General features: G+C 65.4%; 18 protein-coding genes, 1 other RNA gene and 1 riboswitch. Of the genes, 14 read left to right on the top strand and 5 right to left on the bottom strand.

Features of this window, described 5'->3' with window-relative positions; genetic code table 11:
- Nucleotides 1-5: 5 nt before the first annotated feature.
- Entirely contained in the window at nt 6-1,538 is a 1,533-nt protein-coding gene (gene guaA / locus FDY95_RS02310; RefSeq protein WP_138075092.1) for a glutamine-hydrolyzing GMP synthase, read from the bottom strand.
- A 223-nt stretch (nt 1,539-1,761) separates the two neighbouring features.
- Here guaA and FDY95_RS02305 point away from each other — a divergent pair, with 223 nt between their 5' ends.
- The 6 genes from FDY95_RS02305 to FDY95_RS02280 all read left to right on the top strand — a co-directional run bounded on the left by FDY95_RS02305 (nt 1,762) and on the right by FDY95_RS02280 (nt 5,720).
- Nucleotides 1,762-2,547, top strand: a complete 786-nt coding sequence (locus FDY95_RS02305; protein WP_138075091.1) for an outer membrane beta-barrel protein — start codon at nt 1,762-1,764, stop codon at nt 2,545-2,547.
- 132 nt (nt 2,548-2,679) lie between these two features.
- Nucleotides 2,680-2,777, top strand: an RNA gene (ffs, locus tag FDY95_RS02300) — signal recognition particle sRNA small type.
- Between the two features lie 178 nt (nt 2,778-2,955).
- Nucleotides 2,956-3,612, top strand: a complete 657-nt coding sequence (gene fsa, locus FDY95_RS02295; RefSeq protein WP_111476363.1) for a fructose-6-phosphate aldolase — start codon at nt 2,956-2,958, stop codon at nt 3,610-3,612.
- 102 nt (nt 3,613-3,714) lie between these two features.
- Nucleotides 3,715-3,918: a fructose-6-phosphate aldolase gene (locus FDY95_RS02290; RefSeq protein ID WP_138075090.1), complete on the top strand. Its 204-nt coding sequence runs from the start codon at nt 3,715-3,717 to the stop codon at nt 3,916-3,918.
- Nucleotides 3,919-4,020: 102 nt separating this feature from the next.
- Nucleotides 4,021-4,731 carry a cell division ATP-binding protein FtsE gene (locus FDY95_RS02285; protein ID WP_138075089.1) on the top strand — a complete coding sequence of 237 codons (711 nt, stop codon included), beginning with the start codon at nt 4,021-4,023 and terminating at the stop codon, nt 4,729-4,731.
- Nucleotides 4,732-4,823: 92 nt separating this feature from the next.
- Nucleotides 4,824-5,720 (top strand): glycosyltransferase family 2 protein, encoded by an 897-nt coding sequence (locus tag FDY95_RS02280; RefSeq protein ID WP_138075088.1) that lies wholly within the window; start codon nt 4,824-4,826, stop codon nt 5,718-5,720.
- A gap of 139 nt (nt 5,721-5,859) precedes the next feature.
- Here the strand turns inward: FDY95_RS02280 and FDY95_RS02275 are convergent, their stop codons facing one another.
- Nucleotides 5,860-6,771 carry a hypothetical protein gene (locus FDY95_RS02275; RefSeq protein ID WP_138075087.1) on the bottom strand — a complete coding sequence of 304 codons (912 nt, stop codon included), beginning with the start codon at nt 6,769-6,771 and terminating at the stop codon, nt 5,860-5,862.
- A 203-nt stretch (nt 6,772-6,974) separates the two neighbouring features.
- On the opposite strand from FDY95_RS02275, the gene FDY95_RS02270 reads away from it, so the two are divergent.
- The 5 genes from FDY95_RS02270 to FDY95_RS02250 all read left to right on the top strand — a co-directional run bounded on the left by FDY95_RS02270 (nt 6,975) and on the right by FDY95_RS02250 (nt 12,761).
- The gene (locus FDY95_RS02270; protein WP_246073904.1) at nt 6,975-8,138 is read left to right on the top strand and encodes a DegT/DnrJ/EryC1/StrS family aminotransferase; all 1,164 of its coding nucleotides are present in this window, start codon (nt 6,975-6,977) and stop codon (nt 8,136-8,138) included.
- A 108-nt stretch (nt 8,139-8,246) separates the two neighbouring features.
- Complete coding sequence (locus FDY95_RS02265) at nt 8,247-9,083, top strand: M48 family metalloprotease (protein ID WP_138075086.1); 837 nt, start codon at nt 8,247-8,249, stop codon at nt 9,081-9,083.
- Nucleotides 9,084-9,408: 325 nt separating this feature from the next.
- Nucleotides 9,409-10,464 (top strand): Gfo/Idh/MocA family protein, encoded by a 1,056-nt coding sequence (locus FDY95_RS02260; RefSeq protein ID WP_246073903.1) that lies wholly within the window; start codon nt 9,409-9,411, stop codon nt 10,462-10,464.
- An 18-nt stretch (nt 10,465-10,482) separates the two neighbouring features.
- Nucleotides 10,483-11,973 carry a hypothetical protein gene (locus FDY95_RS02255; RefSeq protein WP_138075085.1) on the top strand — a complete coding sequence of 497 codons (1,491 nt, stop codon included), beginning with the start codon at nt 10,483-10,485 and terminating at the stop codon, nt 11,971-11,973.
- A 44-nt stretch (nt 11,974-12,017) separates the two neighbouring features.
- Nucleotides 12,018-12,761 carry an EcsC family protein gene (locus tag FDY95_RS02250; RefSeq protein ID WP_138075084.1) on the top strand — a complete coding sequence of 248 codons (744 nt, stop codon included), beginning with the start codon at nt 12,018-12,020 and terminating at the stop codon, nt 12,759-12,761.
- Between the two features lie 253 nt (nt 12,762-13,014).
- On the opposite strand, the gene FDY95_RS02245 is transcribed toward FDY95_RS02250, so the two are convergent.
- Both FDY95_RS02245 and FDY95_RS02240 read right to left on the bottom strand, forming a co-directional pair.
- The gene (locus FDY95_RS02245; protein ID WP_138075083.1) at nt 13,015-14,559 is read right to left on the bottom strand and encodes an alpha/beta hydrolase family protein; all 1,545 of its coding nucleotides are present in this window, start codon (nt 14,557-14,559) and stop codon (nt 13,015-13,017) included.
- Nucleotides 14,560-14,654: 95 nt separating this feature from the next.
- The gene (locus FDY95_RS02240; RefSeq protein WP_138075082.1) at nt 14,655-15,656 is read right to left on the bottom strand and encodes a fasciclin domain-containing protein; all 1,002 of its coding nucleotides are present in this window, start codon (nt 15,654-15,656) and stop codon (nt 14,655-14,657) included.
- Nucleotides 15,657-15,884: 228 nt separating this feature from the next.
- Here FDY95_RS02240 and FDY95_RS02235 point away from each other — a divergent pair, with 228 nt between their 5' ends.
- The 3 genes from FDY95_RS02235 (at nt 15,885) to FDY95_RS02225 (ending at nt 19,812) form a co-directional block, all read left to right on the top strand.
- The gene (locus tag FDY95_RS02235; RefSeq protein WP_138075081.1) at nt 15,885-16,781 is read left to right on the top strand and encodes a hypothetical protein; all 897 of its coding nucleotides are present in this window, start codon (nt 15,885-15,887) and stop codon (nt 16,779-16,781) included.
- 171 nt (nt 16,782-16,952) lie between these two features.
- Nucleotides 16,953-17,045, top strand: a riboswitch (SAM riboswitch).
- 295 nt (nt 17,046-17,340) lie between these two features.
- The gene (locus tag FDY95_RS02230) at nt 17,341-18,822 is read left to right on the top strand and encodes an amino acid permease (protein ID WP_138075080.1); all 1,482 of its coding nucleotides are present in this window, start codon (nt 17,341-17,343) and stop codon (nt 18,820-18,822) included.
- 87 nt (nt 18,823-18,909) lie between these two features.
- A complete protein-coding gene (locus FDY95_RS02225; RefSeq protein WP_138075079.1) occupies nt 18,910-19,812 on the top strand; it encodes a CPBP family intramembrane glutamic endopeptidase in 903 nt (300 codons plus the stop codon).
- Nucleotides 19,813-20,132: 320 nt separating this feature from the next.
- Here FDY95_RS02225 and FDY95_RS02220 read toward each other — a convergent pair whose 3' ends face one another.
- Complete coding sequence (locus FDY95_RS02220; RefSeq protein ID WP_138075078.1) at nt 20,133-21,608, bottom strand: lipopolysaccharide biosynthesis protein; 1,476 nt, start codon at nt 21,606-21,608, stop codon at nt 20,133-20,135.
- Between the last annotated feature and the right edge of the window lie 46 nt (nt 21,609-21,654).

The following is a 21,654-nucleotide window of genomic DNA, read 5'->3' as shown; positions in this document are numbered from 1 at the left end:
TTGGTTTATTCCCACTCAATCGTCGCCGGCGGCTTCGACGAAATGTCGTACACCACGCGGTTGATGCCGCGCACTTGGTTGATGATTTTGTTCGACACGTCGGCCAGGAACTCGTAGGGCAGGTGGGCCCAGTCGGCCGTCATGCCGTCGACGCTGGTGACGGCGCGCAGGGCCACCACCTGCTCGTAGGTCCGCTCGTCGCCCATCACGCCCACGCTGTGAATGGGCAGCAGGATGGCGCCGGCCTGCCACACCTTCTCGTAGAGGCCGGTCTGGTGCAGGGCGTCGATAAACACCGCGTCGGCCGCCTGCAACAGCTGCACTTTTTCGGGCGTGATGTCGCCCAGGATGCGGATGCCCAGGCCGGGGCCGGGGAAGGGGTGGCGGTGCAAGATGTGGTGGGGCAGCCCGAGGGTTTCGCCCACTTCGCGCACCTCGTCCTTGAAGAGCATGCGCAGCGGCTCCACCACCTTCAGGTTCATCTGCTCGGGCAGCCCGCCCACGTTGTGGTGGCTCTTGATAGTCACCGCCGGGCCCTTCACCGACACCGACTCAATCACGTCGGGGTAGATGGTGCCCTGGGCCAGCCACCGGGCGCCCTCTACTTTGTGCGCCTCCCGGTCGAACACCTCGATGAAGGTGCGGCCGATGGCCTTGCGCTTCTGCTCGGGGTCGGAGAGGCCCTTGAGCGCGGCGTAAAACTCCTCCGACGCGTCCACGCCGGTCACGTTCAGGCCCAGGCCCTGGTAGGAGTGAAGCACGCTCTCAAACTCCTCTTTGCGCAGCAGCCCGTTGTTGACGAAGATGCCGTGTAGGCGCGGCCCGATGGCCCGGTGCAGCAGCAGGGCTGCCACCGACGAGTCGACGCCGCCCGAGAGGCCCAGAATCACCTGGTCGTCGGGGCCGATGGTGCGCTGCAGCGCCACCACCGAGGAATCGACGTAGTGCTCGGGCGTCCAGTCCTGGGCGCACTGGCAGATGTCGACCACGAAGTTGCGCAGCAGCTGCTTGCCCTGCGTCGAGTGCGTGACTTCGGGGTGAAACTGGATGCCGTAGGTGGGCTGCCCTTCGATGTGGTAGGCGGCCACTTCCACTTCCGGGGTGCTGGCAATGACCTCGTAGCCCTTGGGCAAGGTCTTAATCGTGTCGCCGTGCGACATCCACACCTGCGAGTCCAGGCTCAGGCCTTGCATCAGCGGGGAGCTTTGCTCGATGTGGTGCAGCCGGGCGCGGCCGTACTCGCGGATGGTGGCCGGCAGCACTTCGCCGCCGCCCTGCTGGGCTAGCAACTGCGCCCCGTAGCACACGCCGAGCACCGGCACGTGGCCCAGGTACTTGCTGAGGTCGGGGTTGGGTGCCTCCGGGTCGCGCACCGAGCACGGACTACCTGAAAGCACAACGCCCCGGATATCCTCAGTGAGGTCCGGGGCGTGCGTGAAGGGGTGAATTTCGCAGAACACGTTCAGCTCGCGGATGCGCCGCGCAATCAGCTGGGTGTACTGCGACCCGAAATCAAGGATCAGAATCTGTTGAGGCATGGGCAAAGGTAGGGCCGCAAACCCTTGCCATCCAAGCTCGGGGCGCGGGCTAATGCGCCGGCGGCCCGCGTGGGCCCGGGCGGGCGGGGCCGATTAGGATGCGAAAAAGACCCGGCTTGATTATTTGGGCACGCCGCCGAAAACGCGGGAAACGGCTTGCATTGAATATGCGGAATTCGCTTTCTTACACCACGTTCCGAAATTCTGCCCTCCTCTTACCCGCGTGCAAAAACTTTTACTTCTCCTCCTCCTCACGACCGGCGCCGCACAGGCCCAGTCGCTGGATATGCTGCCGCCCGGCGGGGCGGCCGTACCCCCGCCGCCCCCGGCCGTAACACCCAAGCCTGTTGCTCCAGCGCCCTCGGCCTGGCAGGGCGGCCTGCTCATGGGCCACGATTTGTTTCGCGTCACCAACCAGCGCCCAGCCTTTTCGGTGGGCCAGTACCGGGTGGTGCCGCGCATGACCACGCCCGCCCCCGGCTTCCGCATTGGGTTCTGGGCGCGCTACAACTTCGGCCCCGGCCGCCGCTGGTTGGTGCAGCCCGAGGCCTCGTATTCGCGCAGCCAGAGCTGGCACCGCGTCACCAATACGGCCGCCAATAACGGCCCGGGCACGCCGCCCAACGCCGACTTCAGCGCCCTCTCCACCAGCCAGGACTGGCAGCGGCTCAACCTGGCCCTGCCCGTGGGCTACCGCCTCACCCGGCGCCTGCTGGTGCTGGGCGGCCCGGTGCTGGCCCGGCGCATTCCCACCGGCTACGAGCGGCTCGACCAGGGCTACGCGATGCGCATCGTGGAGAGCATCAACCACAGCATGCGCCGCAACGGGCTGGCCTGGCAGGCCGGCGTGGGCTACGAGCTGGGCCGCGTGCTGCTCACCGCCCGCTACGAGCGCAGCCTGCTGCACGTGGCCCGCGACATCGAGCTCGACGGGCAGCGCTACGCCTTCCGGCACTTCGCTACCCAGATCAGCTTTGGGGCGGCTTTGCGCGTGGCGCCGCTGCGCTGAGCTGTTTTTTTTGCGGCCCGGAGTGGTTATAAACCAGCTTGTTTGGCGGGCTGGGGAAGCTCCTGACGCAGTTTTTTGCGGCAATTCGATGCCCGAGCTTGTTTCGGGCCGAATTGCCGTTGTATCTTTGCAGCGGCGAATCAGTACGACCAGCTCCCGCTGAACTCCCCCAGGACCGGAAGGTAGCAAGGGCAGGCGGTTGAAGCGGTGCGATACTGGTTCGCTTTTTTTTTGCCCTATCCCTAGCGCGTCCGTGGGGCCATGTCCACGGCGGGATGCCCCGCGACGCCCGGCTATCGGCCTCGTTTTCGATGCCGTGCCGGTCACAAAATCCGTGACATCCGCAAAATCCGGTGAATCCGTGGTTAGCTTTGGGCCAGCATTTTCCTTTTTTAAGCGTTTCCCCCGATGAAGTTTTTCATTGACACCGCCAACCTGAAGGACATTCAGGAAGCCGTGGAGCTTGGTGTGCTCGACGGCGTAACCACCAACCCCTCGCTGATGGCCAAGGAAGGCATCGGCGGCGTGGACAACGTGATGGCCCACTACAAGCGCATCTGCGAGCTGGTGGACGGCGACGTGTCGGCCGAAGTTATCGGCACCACCTACGAGGACATCATCCGCGAAGGCGAGGAGCTGGCCGAGCTGCACCCCAACATCGTGGTGAAAGTGCCCATGATCCGCGACGGCGTGAAGGCCATCAAGTACTTCTCGGAGAAAGGCATCAAAACCAACTGCACGCTGATTTTCACGGCCGGGCAGGCTCTGCTGGCCGCCAAAGCCGGCGCCACCTACGTGTCGCCCTTCGTCGGCCGTCTCGACGACATCGGCCACGACGGCATTCAGCTCATCGAGCAGATCGTGCAGATTTTCGGCAACTACGGCTACCCCACGCAGGTGCTGGCCGCCTCGCTGCGCCACGTGCCGCACCTGATTCAGTGCGCCGAAGTGGGCGCCGACGTGGTGACCTGCCCGCTCAGCGTCATCACCGGCCTGCTGAACCACCCCCTGACCGACAAAGGCCTGGCCACCTTCCTGGCCGACCACAAAAAGGTCAACGGCTAAATGAATTATGAATGTTGAATTATGAATTATGAATTCTGTTTTGGACCGGTTTAGCGGCTTCAATTCAGAATTCAGCATTCATAATTCATAATTCCTACCCCGGTGTACATCATCAAAGTCAAAGGCAAGGCGAAGATTCCGGACTACATCCAGCTCCGCGACAGTGACTTCGTGCTCATTGCCTACTTCCGCGCCGACCGCCCGCTGAAGGATTTGCACCGCTACGGGCTGGAGGGCAAGGAAGCCGAGCTGGCCGCCGTTATCGAGCAGCTGGAGTTCGGCAAGCTGCAGCCGCTGGCCATTTAAGCCGACTGGTTTTTAGGTATCCTGGGTGTCGGGCCGTGCGCCGGGCGCCCAGGATACTTATTTTAGCGCCCGGTCCCCACTGTTTCGCCCGTAAGACCCCGCATGGAATCTTCCCCCGCCGTTATCGAGCTGCGCGACGCGCGCATCATGCAGGACTTTCACACGGTGCTGCAGCATGTGTCATTGACGGTGGCCAAGGGCGAGTTTGCCTACCTGGTAGGCCGCACCGGCTCGGGCAAAACCTCGTTGCTGAAGACGCTCTATGCCGATTTGCCGCTGCCCGAGGGCATGGGCACGGTGGTGGGCTACCCCCTGCAGAAGCTGGCTGTGGCCAAAGTGCCCTACCTGCGTCGCAAGCTGGGCATCGTATTCCAGGATTTTCAGCTGCTCTACGACCGGAGCGTGGCCCAGAACCTGCTGTTCGTACTGCAGGCCACCGGCTGGCAGGACCGCGCCAAGATGAAGCAGCGCGTGCAGGACGTGCTCATGCGCGTGGGCCTGAGCAGCGTGGGCACCAAAATGCCGCACCAACTCTCGGGCGGCGAGCAGCAGCGCGTGGTCATTGCCCGCGCCCTGCTCAACGAGCCGGTGCTGCTGCTGGCCGACGAGCCCACCGGCAACCTCGACCCGGACGTGACCGACGGCATCATGCGCCTGTTTCTGGAAATCAACAACGCGGGCACGGCCGTGCTCATGGCCACCCACAACTACGACCTGATTCACCGCTACCCCAAGCGCGTATTCCGCTGCGCCGACGGGCAGGTATCGGTAATTAATAATGAAGAATTAAGAATTAAGAATTGGGAGGGCTAAACTGCCTGACTCGACTTTTCCACGAGTCGCAAATAGCCATTGGGCTGCCAGGTCGAACGGCTGATTTTTAATTTTTAATTCTGAATTTTTAATTGAAACCCGCAGGGCTTTCGGTGCTGATTCCGGTGTACAACTGGCCCGTGGAAGGCCTGGTGCGCGCCCTGCTGGCCCAGCTGCCCGACTGGCCCGGCCCCGCCGAAATCCTGCTGCTCGACGACGGCTCGGCCCCGGAATTTCGGCAGCGAAACCGGCTGCTGGCCGAGCTGCCGGGAGTGCAGTACGAGGAGCTGCCGCGCAACGTGGGCCGCGCCGCCATTCGCAACCAGCTGGTGGCGCGGGCGCAATACCCCTGGCTGCTGCTGCTCGACAACGACTCCTCGCTGCCCGACGCGCAGTTTCTGGCCCGCTACGCCGCTGCCAGTGCCCAAGCACCGGTGCTCGTGGGCGGCACCTGCTACCCCGCCACTCCGCCTGCCGACGCGGCCCTGCGCCTGCGCTGGCACTACGGCCGGCAGCGCGAGCAGCGCCCCGCCACCCTGCGGCAGCAGCTGCCCTACGCCCAGCTCACGGTCAACAACCTGCTGATTCAAGCTGCGGTGTTTCGTCAGTTCGGCCTCGATGAAGAACTGACCCGCTATGGCCACGAGGACACCAAATTCGGCTGGCACCTGCGCGAAGCGGGCGTGCCGGTGCTGCACCTCGACAACCCCGTGCTGCACGACGGCCTGGAACCCGCCGAGGCGTTTCTGCGCAAGTCCCGCGACGCGGTGCGCAACCTAGCCGCCCTGTACCGCGCCGAGGGCCTCGGCACCGACTCCCGGCTGCTGACGATGGCGCTGCGGCTGGGCCGCCTGGGCCTGGCCACTGCTGCCCGCCGCACCCTGCAGCTGCTGGAGCCGCGCCTGCGCCGGCAAGTACTGGGAGCCAAGCCCAACCTGCGCGCCTTCGACCTGCTGAAGCTGCTGTGGCTGCTGCAGGAATTGACGTAATCGGGCATTTCGGGGCTCATTCCGAGTGCAGCGAGGAATGAAAAGCGGCCCCTTCGGAAAACCGAAGGGGCCGCTTCACTCGACGACAATCGTCCACAAAATCCGTGGAATCCGGATAAATCCGTCGAATCCGTGGTCCTTAGTCGTTGTCGGTGTTTTTGACTTCCGACTTCACTTCCTTGTAGCCTTCCTTGGTTTTCTCGCCGACTTTCTTGGCGACGTGGCCGATGCCGTGGCCTACGTCCTTGCCGGCCTGCTTCACGTCCTGGGCGGTGTTCGAAGCGGCCTGGCCGACTTTGCTACGCTCGTCGCGGGTGTCTACCTCGGCTTGCTGGGCCTCGCCTTTCACGTCGGTAACGGCTTGCTCGGCTCGTACGGCCGTCTTATTGGCCGATTTGATGCCCGCGTACTTCAGTTTCTCTTTCTGAATTTCAGCCAGGTCCTTGGCCGGAATGTCGCCTTTGACTTTGTCGTAGGCCTCGTCCAGGGCCCGCCATTCGGCATTCACGTAGCGCCAGTCGTCGATGTCGTACTGGCCACCGTTTTGCTTGACGTTGTTGACAAACGACTCGTAGGTCTGGCGGGCGTTGGCAGCCGTAATCTGAGCGGCCGGGTTCATCGGCGTGTAGTACTTGCCGGGCTTGGTGGGCATGGCCGCGCTGGCCGAAGCCCCGCCGGCGCTCATGCTGGCCGTGTAGGCGGCGGCGCGCTTGTCGTAGGCGGTGGTGTAGCGGGTTTTGAGCTGCTCATACTCCTGCTTGCGGGCCTCGTCCCAGTTGCCCATATCGGCTTCGGCGGCAGCCACTTTGGCGTCGTATTCGTCCTTGAGCTGCTTGGTTTCCTCGTCCCACTCGGCCTGGGTTTTGTTGCCCACGGCTTCGGCGTTGGTTTCGGTGTTGGCCACGAAGGTTTTAAAGTCGTCGTAGGCCTGGTCGGTTTCGGCGGCGGCCTCCTGGCGGTCGGCGCGGTTGCAGCTGGTGCTGGTGAAAGCCACGCCGCCACCGAGCAGCAGCAGGGCGAGGGCGTGGATGGTCAGGGTCTTCTTAAACATGGTCGTAGCTAGGTTACGGTGGGGAAGGGCCCGCGTTGCGGCAGCGGGCGTTTGGGCCGCATTAACGCAGCCTCAACATAGCAGGTTACGCATACAGCCCGCGAAAGGATCAGCCCGGGCGGATTTTCGGGCCAGCAGCGGCCGGCGTCGCCTATCTTTAGCGCCCCGCGCCGCGTGGCGCGGTTTCGTTTCGATCTGCCGCTTTGCCTGCTCCGCTGCCCGCCGCCCCGCCCGCGCCCATCCGCCTGCTCGATCTGCCCGCCCAGCACGCCGCCATTCAACCCGAGCTTGACGCGGCCCTGCGGCGCGTGATGCAGGAGGGCGCTTTCATCCAGGGCGCCGACGTGCAGCTGTTCGCCGACGAGCTGGGCCGCTACCTCGGCGGGGCCCGCGTGGTGCCCTGCGCCAACGGCACCGATGCCCTGCAGCTGGCCCTGATGAGCCTCGCCCTGCAGCCCGGCGACGAGGTCATCGTGCCGGCTTTCACCTACGTGGCCACCGCCGAAGCCGCCGCCATCCTGGGCCTGCGCCCCGTGCCCGCCGACGTCGACCCCGGCACCTTCAACCTCGACCCGGCCGCCGCCGAAGCCGCCATCACGCCGCGCACCCGTGCCATTCTCTGCGTACACCTCTACGGGCAGTGCGCCGACCTGACGGCACTGCGCGCCCTGGCCGACCGGCACGGCCTGGCCTTGATCGAAGACAACGCCCAGGCCATCGGCGCCACCTGGCAGATGCCCGATGGCGCTGTGGCCCACGCCGGCACGGTAGGGGAGGTGGGCACCACGTCGTTTTTCCCCTCCAAAAACCTGGGCTGCCTCGGCGACGGCGGCGCCCTGCTCACCCGCGACGAGGCCCGCGCCACCCTGCTCTACGAGCTGGCCAACCACGGCCAGGCCCGCGGCCGCAAGTACGTGCACCAGCGCCTGGGCTTGAATTCCCGCCTCGACACCCTGCAGGCCGCTTTGCTGCGGGTGAAGCTGCGCCACCTGGCCGACTGGACGGCCGCCCGCCAGCGCGTGGCCGCCCAGTACGACGCCCTGCTGGCCGATGTGCCCGGTCTGCGCACGCCGCAGCGGCAGGCCGGCAGCAGCCACGTCTTCCACCAATACACCCTCACGCTCCACTCCGAAGCCCGGCGCGACGCGCTGCAGCAGCACCTGCAGCACCACGGCGTGCCCTCGGTGGTGTATTACCCGGTGCCGGTGCACCGGCAGCCGGCCTACGCGTACCTGGGCTACGGCGAAGGGCGGTTTCCGGTGGCCGAGCAGCTGTGCCGCACGGTGTTGTCGCTGCCCATTCACCCCGGGCTGACGCCGGAGCAGGTGGCTTACGTGGCGGCGGCGGTGCGAATGGTGAGCTGGTGAGTGTCGTTGACGCGAAACTCACTATTTCACCAATTCACCACCTCATAACGGCGCTGGCACCGTTTTTTCTAGGCGGCCGTACAAGCCACCATTGATTCTCAACCGACCATGAACCGTTCCCTGCACACCCTTGCCGCCTCCGCCCTGGCCGTAGCCGGGCTGACGGCCGCCGCCGTACACCAGCCCGCAGCCAAGCCCGCCGCTCCGGCCCAGGGCTTCAATATTTTCTCCGTCGACCAGGATGTAGCGCTGGGCGCCCAGGTAGCCCACCAGACCGACTCGATGTACCAGGCCAAGGGCCAGTTGATGGCCCGCGGCAGCAACGCCCGCGCCTACCAGCTGCTCGACGGCGTGGTAAACCGCGTGCTCGACAACGGCAACCTGAAGTACCGCACGAAGTTTCCCTGGGACGTGAAGCTCATCAAGGACGACGCCACCCAGAACGCCTTTGCCACGCCCGGCGGGCATATCTACGTGTTTACCGGCCTGGTGAAGTTCCTCGACAACGAAAGCCAGCTGGCGGGCGTGCTCGGCCACGAAATTGCCCACGCCGACCGGCGGCACAGCACCCAGCTGCTGCAGCGCCAGTACGGGGTGGGCATTCTGGCCAGCATGATTCTGGGCAAAAACCAAGGGTTAGTCGCCCAAATTGCCGGCGGCTTGGCCGGGCTGGGCACGTTGAAATTCAGCCGCACCTTCGAGCAGGAAGCCGATAAGTACTCCACGGTGTACCTCAACGGCACCCGCTACTACGCCTGTGACGGGGCCGCCGGCTTCTTCATCAAGGCCGAAAAGCAGGGCAGCGCCAACCCGCCGGAGTTTCTGAGCACCCACCCCAACCCCGGCTCCCGCATTCAGGCCATCCAGAACAACGCCCGCTCCCTGGGCTGCACCGGCCGATCGGTAAGCAACAGCAACTTCGAGGAGCTGAAGCGCCTGCTGTAGCCGCAACCCGGCCCGCCAATGCGAGCAACCAACGAGCCACTCTGAAGCCGTGCCGCGCAGGAGTTGCCGGCGGGCCTTCCGCCACCTGTTAAGCGCCGCTGCTTCTTCCGACGAAGGAGCGGCGGCGCTTTTACCTGGACCAGCTTTGCAGCGTGGGGTTGTACGAGTAAGTGAGCCTTTTTGAAAACACTCGTACAAGAATGCCGCAGCGGTTGTACGACTCTTTTCAGAAATCTGAATCGGTTCGTACACGCTGCGGCTCCCGTCGAAGCACTTGCGCCAGGGCGTCGTCATTGCATCCGGCGCTTTTTTCGGAGCTTGCGGCGTGCTGTCCTCCGACTCTATTTCTGCTGCTGCGGCGCCGGTCCGCTTTGTTATCTGCGGCGTGGGCCACATCGGCCGGCGCCATGCCTCGCTGGTGGCCCGCCACCCCGGCGCCACGCTCACGGCCCTCATCGATACCAACGAGGCGCTGCGCCCGGGCCTCGAAGCCGAGTTTCCGGGCGTGCCCTTCTTCGCCTCCCTCGACGATTACCTCGCCCACGGCCCCCAGGCCGACGTGCTGACGGTGGCCACGCCGAATTACCTGCACGCCCCGCAGGCCATCCGGGGGCTGCGCGCGGGGCTGCACGCGGTGGTCGAAAAGCCCATTGCCCTGCGCAAAGCCGACGCCGAAGACCTCGTGCACACGGCCCTGCAAACCGGCCGGCTGGTGTTCGGAGTGATGCAGAACCGCTACTCGCCGCCCGCCGCCTGGCTGAAGCAGGTGGTCGACGAGGGCCGCCTAGGCCAAATCTACCTGGTGCAGCTCAACTGCTTCTGGAACCGCGACGCCCGCTACTACCGCCCCGGCAGCTGGCACGGCACCCGCGAGCAGGATGGCGGCACGCTATTCACCCAGTTCAGCCACTTCATCGATCTGCTCTACTGGGTGTTCGGCGACATCCACAACATCACGGCCCGCTTCCGCGACTTCAACCACCAGCAGCTCACCGAATTTGAGGACAGCGGGCTGGTGACGTTCGACCTGGTGCGCGGCGGCTCGGGCACCCTGCAGTACAGCACCGCCGTGTGGGACCGGAATCTGGAAAGCTCCCTGACGGTGGTGGCCGAGCACGGCAGCCTGCGCCTCGGCGGGCAGTACATGGACAAAGTGGAGTACTGCCACGTGCAGGATTACGTGATGCCCGCGCTGCCGCCCACCAACCCGGCCAATAACTACGGCCCTTACCAGGGCTCGGCGGCCAACCACGTGCAGGTCATCGAAAACGTAGTGGACACGGTGCAGCGCCGCAGCTACGCCACGACCAACGCCTTGGAAGGGCTGAAGGTGGTGGAGATTATTGAGCGGATTTATGGTCTGAAGCCCCGCTACACCTAACCTCTTGCCCTGGTGCACATGCCCAATTCGCGTCGCGAAAGAGTACAGATACTTTCGAGCTGGAAGTTGCGCCGCCGCCTGCTGGCCAGTCGCCCGGTGCTGCTGGGGGGGCTGTTGGTGCTCCTGCTGTTGCCCTTCTTGGCGCTGTGCTACTTCAACGTTCCGTACTGGGACGACTACGGCAACGCCGCACTGGCCCGCGACCTGGGTGCTTGGCCGGCCCTGAAGCAGCTGTACGTTACGTGGAGCGGCCGCTACTTCTCGCTGTGGATGCTGACGGCACTGAACCCGCTCACCTACGGCTGGCTCGGGGGGCTGCCGGCTTTTTCCCTGCTGGTGTTTGCCGCTACCTGGTGGGTACAGGCGTTTGCCTTGCGCGTGCTCACCCGGCAACAACTGGCATGGCCGGGCGCCGCGGGCTGGTCGGCGCTGTTGCTGCTGGCCCAGCTCTATATCTACCCAAGTCCAAATTCGGCGTTTTACTGGTTTGCCAGCGTGGTGGTCTACCAGCTGGCGGCCATCCTACTCTTGCTGTTGCCGATTGCGGTGCTGCAGGCCTTGCGGGCCCGGTCCGGTTTTGGGCGCGTAGCCTGGTACGGGCTGGCTGTGGGATGCGTATTGGCCATTGCCGGGGCCAACGAACTGGCCCTGTTGCTGCTGGGCTGGGTGCTGGCGGGGGGCTGCGCAGTTTGTTATCGGCAGGGCCTGCGTCGGGCGCTGCGCTACTGGGCGGTTCTGCTGGGCGTAGCGGTGCTGGCCGGCAGCGTGGCGCTGCTGGCGCCCGGCAACGTTGCCCGCATGGTCTACGAGGGCAAAGCCGCTTCGCCGGGCCTGCTACGCATTGCCTGGCGCGGCCTCACGCATAGCTATACCCTGCTTAGCGAGCCGCGGCTGGCTACGGCTCTGGCTGTGCTGCCCCTGCTCCTGTCTGGAGTGGGCCACCGCTACCGGCACCTGCGGCCGGCCGGTCTGGCCATGCCGCTGGGCCGTAGTCTGAGCTTCCTGCTGCTCGGACTGCTGCTGCTGCTACTGCTGCTGGGTCGAACCTGGTCGGGCTACCCGGCCGCGCGCACCCAGAACTTTCTGTACTTCTGGGTGCTGATCGGCTGGCTGCTGGCACTATGGGCCGCCGTGCCCACGTCCGGCCCGAGAATCTGGCAACCACTTTTACGTCGCCTCCGGTGGCCCACCGCAGTGTATGTGACCTTGATCATGGGCGGCGGCACCGAGCGGGCGGCTTGGCAGGAACTGCGCGAAAATGCCCGCGCCTGGCAGCAGCAGCACCAGGACCGGCACGCCGCCATCCTCGCCGCGCGGCGGCAGGGCGTGCGCCGCCTAGTCGTCGAACCCATCCGAAACATCAGGCCGCAGCAAGTACTGATTCTGGGCGAAACGCTGGATACGCAGGCCGCAAGCGACCTGAATAAGGCCGTAGCGGCCTGGTACCGCCTGGATTCCCTGCGGGTAAAGCATCTGGTCCTGCCGCCAGCCGACGTCAATCTGCACTGAGGGAATAATCATTATTGGCCGTCACCGGATACCCCAACTTGAAAATGAGCCCCACCGACCAACACGCTTACACCGAACTGCACCGCTGGCAGCAGAAGATGCAGGCCGCGCCCGGCCCGCTCGACCGCCTCACCCGCACGGTGCAGACGCGCCTGAACGCCCTGCTGCCCGAGAAGCTGCATCAGGCCATAACCGCCACCATCAAGCAGATGGTGCGCGGGGTGCTGTTCGGCTCCACCCACCTCACGCGCCGTCCGCTGACCGAGGGCACCCTGGCCGAGCGGGAGACGGTGGTGCGCCAGCGCATCCGCCGCTACCGGCACGTGGCCGTGGTGGAGGGCGCCGCCACCGGCGCGGCCGGCTTCTTCGTCGGGCTGACGGATTTTCCGCTGCTGCTGGGCATCAAGCTCAAGCTGCTCTTCGACGTGGCCGCGCTCTACGGCTACGACGTGAAGGATTACACCGAGCGGCTATACCTGCTGCACGTGTTTCAGCTGGCTTTCAGCAGCCAGCACACCCGCAACGCCACCTACCAGCGCCTGGCCCACTGGGAAGAGTACCGCCAAAGCCTCCCGCCCGACGCCGCCGACTTCGACTGGCGCACCTTCCAGCAGGAGTACCGCGACTACATCGACCTGGCCAAGCTGGCCCAGCTGATACCGTTCATCGGCGCGGCCGTGGGGGCAGTGGCCAACTACCGCCTGCTGGAGCAGCTCGGCGAAACGGCCATGAACTGCTACCGGATGCGGTATTTTGAGGCGGAAGCGGCGGAAGGCAAGCCAGAATAGCTTAGCCAACGGCCACGCCGGCCGTCATTGCGAGGCGTAGCCGAAGCAATCCTTCCTCTAGTAGCACCGCCGCCACAGCACGCACCAACCGAAACAGCGCCGCCCGAACCTGCAGATAGTAGGTTTCGGGCGGCGTTGTTTTGGGCTTCTGCCAGTTGGGCCGTTGGGCCGCGAGGGGAAAGATTGCTTCGCGTTGCTCGCAATGACGGCTGGTGTTGTCGTGGTCGGCTGGCTGGCACCGCTGCTTTTCAGCCTAGCCCTTCACCTGCTTGCGAATCCACTCCAGGATCAGCAGCTGCACCTGCTGCGACACGACGGGCTGCTGCTGGCCGTTGATGAGCGGCCACTCCTGCGGCGGGGCCTGGAAGGTGTGGTTGAAGCCCTCGAGGCGGCGGAACTGGGCGCGTTTGTTGTCTTTCAGGGCCTTTTCCAGCGCGTTGAGGTTGCTGGGCTGCAGCTGCTGGTCGTCGGTGCCGTGGAGCAGGAGCATGGCGGCGCGCAGCTGCCCGAAGTTGGCGGTGGGCGTGTAGTTGAGGTAGGCGCGGTACCAGGGCGCGGTCATTTCCGCCGCCAGGGCCTGGGCGTCGGCGACGGGTAGGTCGGGCTGCTGCTGGCGCAGCATGTTCAGCACGATGGCCTGGGCCTGGCCGTTGTCGGCGGTGTGGCGCACGATTTCCATCATCGGGCGCTGGCGCTTGTAGCGGCCGTCGAGCTGTTTTTTGTCGGCGGCGCGCTGGCGCATCTGCTGCTGGCCCACGTAGGTGTCGATCTGGGCCGAGTTGGCCCCTTTGGCGCGCAGCTCGGCCACTTTCTCAGCCGTGGTCTGCTGCTGGCGCAGGCGGCGGCGGGCAGCGTTTTCCTGGGCCGTATCGGCTTCACCGGCTTTCAGGAAGCCCAGCGCGGGGCGCTGCGCCATTACCTCGTAGCCGGGCGTGCCCGCCCCGGCCAGCGACACCACAAAGGCCGGCCCCAGCGGCTGGGCCGCCACTTCCAGCGCCACGTTGGCCCCCGTGCCAACGCCGATGATGCCCAGCTGGGCAATGTCGATGCGGGGGCGGGTACGCAGGAAGTTCAGCGCCACCTGGGCGTCCTTCTGCAGATCGAGCGGGGTGGCGCTGCGCCAGTCGCCGCCCGACTGGCCCACGCCCCGATCGTCGAGGCGGAGCACGGCCACGCCGTGGCGGGTGAGGTAATCGGCCATGGCCCCGAACAGCTTGTAGTCGCCCTGGGTGGCGTCGCGGTCCTGGGGGCCGAGGTCGGAGAGGAGCAGTACGGCGGGGAAGGGCCCCTCGCCGGGCGGCACGGTGAGCGTGCCGGCCAGCTTGGTGTTGTCGTGGGCGCTGGTGAAGGCCACGTCCTCCACGCGGTAGGGCGGCGGAAACTTAAACGTCTTAGGCTGGGGCGGCAGCGGGGTAAACTGCAGCGTGAGGCTGGACGGAGCAAAGCCCTGCTGGCGCCACTGGCCCTGCAGCTGCTGGCCGTCGGCCGAGCGCAGGCACACGTAGCTGCAGCCCAGCTCCTGCGAGTCGAAAATGACGGTGTCGGCCTTGAGGTCGACGGTGAGCAGGGCGCGGTTGATGCGTTGGGCGGGCACGCTGAGCACGGCAAAGCGGGTGCCGTTGGCCAGCTCCGTCACCGTGATGCTCAGCGGCAAAGTGCCGCCGGGCACCGTCAGCGGGCCTTTCCACTCGCCTTCGAGCGTGGCTTTCACGGCCGGCTGGGTTTGGGCCGCGGCCAGCAATGGGCAGAGTACTACGAGCAACAACCAGCCGAATCCGCTGGCAAACAACTTCTTCATGCCGTAAAAGTAGCCAAGCCCGCCGCTGCAGCCGCACCCGGGGCGACTAACCAGCGGCGGGCGTCGCCGAAGAGGAACAAAGCGTGGCCGAACGGCTAGGGCATCAGCACCCGGTCGATGACGTGCACCACGCCGTTGGTGCACTGGATATCGGGAATGACCATGTTGGCCGTCTGCCCGTTGTTGCCGTTGGCACGCACCGTCAGCGTGCCGTCCACGAAGGGGCCGAAGGTGACGTTGCCGCCGCCAGCCGAGCCCGCCGTGGCGTTTTCGGGCAGCTCCGGGGTGAATTTGGCGCCGGGCAGGGCGTGCTGCAGCAGCACCGCCTCTACCGTGCTTTTGGGTAGCTTGCGCACGTCGGCGGGCACGTAGCCGGCGGGCGAGCCGGGCGTGACGCGCTCGGTCGTCAGCAGGTTGCGGAAGGCCTGGTCGTTGGGGGCAAACACGGTGAACGGCCCGGGGCCGGAAAGCGTGGCGGCCAGATCGGCGTAAAGGACGGCTTCTACTAGGAACGTCAGGTCGGGCTGCACGAACACCTGGCCCTGGCTTACGGCCACGGCCGAGCCCACGATGTTGGCGCCCGTGGCCAGCAGCACTTTGTCGATGACGTGGACCGTGCCGTTGGAGGCGCGCACGTCGGTGGCCAGAATGCGCGAGCCGTTGACGTAGGTGCTGCCGCCGCGGGTGATGACGCGCCGCGTGAGGCCCTGAAGTGCTGAAGCAGAGGTGCTGCCGGCTTGCAGGGCGCTGCCCGGCAGGGTGCCACCCGTCACGTGGTAAAACAGCGTGTTGGTCAGAAATTCCTTGTTGAGCGCCAGCAGATCGGGGGCGCTGCGCAGGCCGAGGCGGGCAAAGGCGGCATTGTTGGGGGCAAACACGGTGTAGTTGCCCTGGGACGCCGGGTCGGGGTTTCGGTTCGACAGAATGCCCACCACCCCGCCGCGCACAGCCGCGTCTTCGAGCACGCTGAAGTCGTCGTTGGCCACGGCAATGCCGGCAATCGACGGGTTCGTTTCGGTGTTTTTGTTGCAGCCGCCGAGCAGGGAAGCGGCGGTTATTCCCAGGATGGGAAGAAACAGGCGTAGGGGTGTGGGCATGGCGGAGGAGGTGATTTGGGCGGATTGACGGCGAAGCCGACTACAAACGGGGGGCGTTGGGCGAGCGGATTTACCCGTTCAACAAATTTTTCTCCCGCTATGGGAATCCGAAGGTAATCTTGTTCCCGTAGCTAGCGCGCCTCAATTAGGTAAGCACCGGAAACTGCCCTCTCAACGGCCCGACTTGCTCGCTGAAGCGCCCTTTCCTCCACCACTTCCTGCTCCTCTATGCCACACTCTTACCGCCGCATCGTCCTGACCGGAGCCGCGCTGCTGTGCCTTGCCACGGCCGGTCAGGCCCAAAGTCTGATTACCGGATTCATGGCCGGCAAAAGCCACGGCTCGGTGGTTTTCACCGGCACGGCCGAGCGCTACCGCAACGTGTTTCTGGTGCCCGAGAAAGTCGACGCCGTGCCGATTTACCGGGAAGTGCGCGTGTCCTCGGTGAGCCTGTTTGCCAACTACGGCCTCACCGACAAGATCGAGGCCGTGGTGAGTCTGCCGTTTATCCAGTCGACGGGGCGGGCCAACAAGACGGTGCTCGACGCCCTGGGTTCGACCTACACCAACACCCGCAGCGGCTTGCAGGACTTCTCGGCCTTCGTGAAGTTCAAGGCGTATTCGGCGCCGGTCGGCAACAGCCAGCTCGACCTGCTGGGCGCGGTGGGCGTGAGTACGCCCGCCAGCAGCTACCAGAGCAAGGCCGATCTGGGCTACATCATTGCCATCGGCAACCGGGCCACCAAGTACACCACGGTGGGCGTGGCGCACCTGCGCACGCCCTCGGGCGTGTTCGTGACGGGGCAGGCCGGCTACAGCGCCCGCACCAACCCGGTGCCCGACGCCTTCGTGGCCGACGGCAAGGTGGGCTACGCCGGCCTGAAGCTCTACGGCGAAGCCTGGGTGTCGTACCAGCAGTCGAGCAGCAAGGGCACCGACATTCTGCAGCCCGGCTTCACGGGGCTGTTCACCGCCACCCGCGTCAACTACACCCGCGTGGGCGTGAGCCTCTACAAGCCGCTGAGCAAGGGCGTCGGCATCATTCTGGGCGCCAGCCAGTACCTGGCCGGCCGCAACGTGGGCCAGTCGACGGGCGTGTCGGCGGGCGTGTCGTACAATTACTAGCCGCGCGTTTTCTGAGCTAGGAAACCAAACTTACTTGTGCAGCCCGGTGGGGTGGAGGCCGTGCGGCCGCCGCTGCGCCGGGCTGCCGGCGTTTGCGGGTGGCGTGGGCTTGCACAGTGGGCGCCGCCGGGGCTACCTTTGCGGCACCAATTCTTTACTGCTGAAGGATTGTTTTTATACAGAGGCGTGGAGAGACAGGCTCCGTGAAGCGCCGGCAACCCCCGGGAACGTCCCGAACGGTGCCAAGTCCTGACCATATAAAAACAAGTTGCCGTGGGCTTTTCGCACCCGTTTTTCGCTTCGTTTGCCAACCGCTTTGCCGCCGCCGCGCCGCATTGTTGCTGTTGTTGCTGAAGCTCCCGTCGGCTGAGTCGCCGGCTGATTGCCGCCCGTAGCCGCCGCTAAGCGCCGCCCGGGCCGCCCTTTTCATCCTTTCTCTATTTCTGATTTCCGCCGATGCGGGCTGGCTGCTTTGCGCGCCGGTGCGTCGGAGGAAGGCCGCGCTGCGGATGCGCGGGTGTTTTCGGGTGTCCGCCGCGGCGGGCGCCGCCCTTGTGTTATGCTCAAAAAATCCTTGGAGCTGCTGCGGCTGGAAGCCGCGGAAAGCGGCTCGCACACGCTCAAGCGCAGCCTGGGCCCGCTCAACCTCATTGCCATTGGCGTGGGTGTCATCATCGGGGCGGGGCTGTTTTCGCTCACCGGCATTGCCGCCGCCAACCACACCGGCCCGGCCGTTACGCTCTCCTTTATCGTGGCGGCCATCGGCTGCGCGTTTTCGGCCCTGTGCTACGCCGAATTTGCCTCCATGGTACCGGTGGCCGGCTCGGCCTACACCTACTCCTACGCCACGATGGGGGAGCTGTTTGCCTGGATTATCGGCTGGGATTTGGTGCTGGAATATTCGGTGGGCGCGGCTACGGTGGCCATCAGCTGGTCGCAGTACCTGGTGAAGTTCCTCGCTAAATACGGCTTGCACCTGCCGCCGCAGCTGGTGATGTCGCCCTGGGAAACGGCGCAGCTGGCTGATGGCGCGGTGGTGCACGGCTGGGTGAACCTACCGGCGGTGCTGGTGGTGCTGGCCATTACGGCCATCATCGTGCGCGGCACGCAGGGCTCGGCCTGGTTCAACGCCGTGGTGGTGGCCCTGAAGGTGGCGGTGGTGCTGGTGTTCATCGGGCTGGGCTGGCGCTACATCGATCCGGCCAACTACCACCCCTACATCCCCGAGAATACCGGCAAATTCGGCGAGTTTGGCTGGAGCGGCATTCTGCGCGGGGCGGGCGTGGTGTTCTTCGTGTTCATCGGCTTCGACATCGTGGCCACGATGGCGCAGGAGGCCAAAAATCCGCAGCGCAACATGCCTATCGGCATCATTGGCTCGCTGGTGGTGTGCACGGTTTTGTTCGTGGTGTTCGGCTACGTGATGACGGGGCTGGCGCATTACACCGAGTTCAAGAACAGCGCCGCGCCGGTGGCCGTGGCCATCGAAAAGACGCCTTACGGCTGGCTGTCAACGGCCATTATCGGGGCCATTCTGATCGGCTATACGTCGGTTATCCTGGTCGACTTGCTGGGCCAGAGCCGGGTGTTCTTCTCCATGAGCCGGGACGGGCTGCTGCCGCGGGTCTTCGCCGAAATTCACCCGCGCTTTCAGACGCCCCACAAGTCCAACCTGCTGCTGGGCGCGTTTATCAGCCTGTTCGCGGGGCTGGTGCCCATTCAGGTGGTGGGCGAGATGTGCAGCATCGGCACCCTGCTGGCCTTCGTGATGGTGTGCGTGGGCGTGCTCATCATGCGCAAGCGGGAGCCCGACGCCCCGCGTGCCTTCCGCACGCCCTGGGTGCCGCTGGTGCCCATCCTGGGCATCGTCACCTGCCTGGTGATGATGCTGAGTTTGCCCCTGGATACCTGGATTCGCCTGTTCGTGTGGCTGGCCATTGGCCTGGTGATTTACTTCGGCTACGGCAAGAAGCACAGCAAGCTGGGCCGGGGCATCGGGGTGGATGCGACGGTGGAACCGGTAGGCAACCAGGTGGCGTAGGCTGGCCGGCTGGTAGCAGACCACACGCGGCGGCGTCGTTTTTAGCCCGGGCAGAATGGCTATTTTGCAGGGTATCCGCGTCACGTAATGGAGCCTACCTATTCCGAAGCCGAAGCTTCCCCGACTGAACTTATTGAAGCCGCAGCGGCTGAGCGGGCCGCCGTGCCACCGCCGGCCTACCCGACTTACGCCGAAAGCTGGGGCGTGCTGGGCTGGTACCTGCTCACCATGCTGTTGACGGGCATTGTGGCCGGGGGCTTCCTGCTGTGGCTGCCCAAATCGACGCGCACCGGCCCGACCATGCTGCTCGGCGAGTTGGCGCAGCTGGGGCTGGTGTTTTGGCTGGTGGCGCAGGCGGGAGGGCGTGCTCAGCCCGTGCGCTGGCGGGGCCGCTTCGATGGTCCGGTGCTGGGCGCCGTGGTGGTACTCACCACCTACGGCGTGGCCCTGGCCGTGTCGGCGCTGCAGTGGCTGCGGCTGCCGCACTGGGGCGTGGATGCGGCGTTCAACCAGCTCATGCTGAACCCGGCGTTGAGCTTCGGGCTGATCTGCGTGGCGGCGCCCGTCATTGAAGAGTGGCTGTTTCGGGGGCTGCTGCTGCCGGGCCTGGCGCGCAACTACGGCCCGACGCGCGCCATTCTGCAGAGCAGCCTGCTGTTTGGCATCATTCACTTCAACCCCGCCCAAAGCCTGATGGCTTTTTGCCTAGGGCTGTTTCAGGGCTGGCTGTATACCCGCACCCGGTCGGTGCGCGTCTGCGTGCTGTCGCACGCCACGGTGAACACGGCGGCCTGGGCCGGCATGTACTTCACCCGGCAGCCGTACGGCCAGGCGACGTCCTGGGCTCAAACCTCGGCCGGGGATTTGGCCAGCATCGGGGCCGGAGCGCTGGTAGCCGCCGCCGGCATCTGGTACCTGCATCGACTAACCGCCGCCGGCCAGCCGGACGCCCTGGAGGTGGCGGCTTCTCACTGGCCAGCCGAGGACTGAGCCGGCCCGCTGTGCCTGCCGTGCGGCCGTGAACAACCGAAACCGAGGGCTGGACGACCGGGACTTCGCTTTGGAAGATCGTGACCAAGGCTTGAACGACTGCGTCCGAGCCTTGGAGGGTTGAGGCGAAGCTTTGGAGCATCGGAACGTAGGCTTGGCTGGCTGCGCCCAAGGCTTTGATGGTCGAGGCAGAGGCTTGGCTGGCTGCGACCAAGCCTTGGACGATTGGGGCGCAGGCTTGAAGGACTGCGGCCAAGGGTTGGCGGCTCGTGCCATAGCATTGGATGACTGCGTCCAGTGTTTGGCTTTTCAGTCCGAAATCAGCGCAAGCGGGCGCGGAGTTTCTGCAGCAGCGGCTGCACTTCCGGTACGGCCCGGGTGAGCAGCAGACCGACGGCGTACACCAGCGTCAGGGCGGCGGAGCGCAGCACCATCGTCACGAAGAACGAGTGCAGCGCCGGCACCAGCCAGCCGGCCAGCGCGGCGGCGGCGGCCACGCCCAGGATCAGCGGAATGCGCCCGTCGAAGGGCTGCAGTCGGTAGGCGTGCCACACAAACCAGGTGCGGGCCACGTTGATGCTGGTAAGGGCCAGCAGCGCCGCCCAGGCCGCGCCCACCATGCCCAGCGGCGGAATCAGCAGCAGGTTCAGCCCCACGGTACCCGCAGCCAGGGCCACGTTGAACACCAGATCGAAGCGGTAGCGCGGGGAGGTGACGACGATGAGCCCGTTGACGCCGGTGATGCCGTCCAGGAGGCGGCCGGCCAGCAGAATCCAGACGATGGTGGTGCCGGCGGCGTACTCGGGCTTCATCAGCGAGTAGATAAAGTCCAGGTTCAGGCCGATGCCCAGGGCCAGGTAGCAGCCCAGCACGGTGTTGAGGCGGGTGGTACGGCGGTAGAAATCGGCCATGCGGGCCATGTCCTGCTCCTTCCAGTAATCGGCCAGCAGCGGAAAGGCAATCTTGTAGAGCGAGCGGAACGGAATGGTCAGCGCCGTGCTGATAAAAAAGGCCGTGGTGTAGACGCCGGCCGCCTTCAGATTCACCTTGGAGCCCACCATCAAGGCGTCGATGGAGCTGATGACGGTGCCGGAAATATTGGAGAGCAGCGCAAAGGCCCCGAAGCTGAGCAACTCGCGCACCGGCCGCACCCGCAGGGCCGCCCGGGTGGGCCGCAGGTGCAGCTCGCCGATGTAGGCCAGGTAGCCGGTCAGCAGCAAGGTCAGCGCGCTGTTGACGCCGATGTAGGCCAGCACGAACTGGTGAAACGTGAGGTAGCCTAGCCCGAAGGCCAGCGTGACGCCGGCAATGAGCACGCGCAGCAGCACTTCCTGCAGAAACGAGGAAAACGCGGTGTGGTAGAGGCCCTTCAGGTAAGCGTCCTGCAGGGAGTAGAGCAGGGTAAACAGGGCCAGCAGGGCGCACCAGCCGTAGTAGGGCCCGAGCAGGGCCGCGTCGGCGTCGTAGGCGGCCAAAATTAGCGGGCGGCCCAGCCAGTAGGCCAGCGAAATCACGGCGAAGCCGAGCATGGGCAGCCCCAGCAGCAGCGGCAGAAAGCCCTGGTGGCCAGCTTCGCGGTTGCGGAAATAAGGGAAGAAGCGGATGCCCGCGCTGGCAAAGCCGAAAGCCGCCAGCTGGGCGTAGATGGTGGCCAGGCTCAGCAGCACCCGCGTCAGGCCCACCTGGTCGGAGGCCAGAAAGCGCGGCATCAGCAGGGCCGTATTGACGAAGCCCAGCCCCAGCCCGAAGTAGGAAATAACGGTATTGCGCAGCCCCTGGCGCTGAACGATGCCCAAGCGGTGAAATGGTGAAATGGTGAACTGGTGAGTGACGGCCTAGCGG

It is taken from the genome of Hymenobacter jeollabukensis (assembly GCF_005771675.1).
Classification (GTDB): Bacteria; Bacteroidota; Bacteroidia; order Cytophagales; family Hymenobacteraceae; genus Solirubrum; species Solirubrum jeollabukense.
The sequence above is the reverse complement of the archived record's forward strand: the minus strand, read 5'-3'. Positions and strand labels throughout refer to the sequence as shown.

Coding starts and splice junctions, on each gene's coding strand:
- guaA (WP_138075092.1), bottom strand. CDS start 1,538: ATGCCTCAACAGATTCTGATCCTTGATTTCGGGTCGCAGTACACCCAG.
- fsa (WP_111476363.1), top strand. CDS start 2,956: ATGAAGTTTTTCATTGACACCGCCAACCTGAAGGACATTCAGGAAGCC.
- FDY95_RS02285 (WP_138075089.1), top strand. CDS start 4,021: ATGGAATCTTCCCCCGCCGTTATCGAGCTGCGCGACGCGCGCATCATG.
- FDY95_RS02275 (WP_138075087.1), bottom strand. CDS start 6,771: ATGTTTAAGAAGACCCTGACCATCCACGCCCTCGCCCTGCTGCTGCTC.
- FDY95_RS02265 (WP_138075086.1), top strand. CDS start 8,247: ATGAACCGTTCCCTGCACACCCTTGCCGCCTCCGCCCTGGCCGTAGCC.
- FDY95_RS02255 (WP_138075085.1), top strand. CDS start 10,483: ATGCCCAATTCGCGTCGCGAAAGAGTACAGATACTTTCGAGCTGGAAG.
- FDY95_RS02250 (WP_138075084.1), top strand. CDS start 12,018: ATGAGCCCCACCGACCAACACGCTTACACCGAACTGCACCGCTGGCAG.
- FDY95_RS02245 (WP_138075083.1), bottom strand. CDS start 14,559: ATGAAGAAGTTGTTTGCCAGCGGATTCGGCTGGTTGTTGCTCGTAGTA.
- FDY95_RS02240 (WP_138075082.1), bottom strand. CDS start 15,656: ATGCCCACACCCCTACGCCTGTTTCTTCCCATCCTGGGAATAACCGCC.
- FDY95_RS02235 (WP_138075081.1), top strand. CDS start 15,885: ATGCCACACTCTTACCGCCGCATCGTCCTGACCGGAGCCGCGCTGCTG.
- FDY95_RS02230 (WP_138075080.1), top strand. CDS start 17,341: ATGCTCAAAAAATCCTTGGAGCTGCTGCGGCTGGAAGCCGCGGAAAGC.
- FDY95_RS02225 (WP_138075079.1), top strand. CDS start 18,910: ATGGAGCCTACCTATTCCGAAGCCGAAGCTTCCCCGACTGAACTTATT.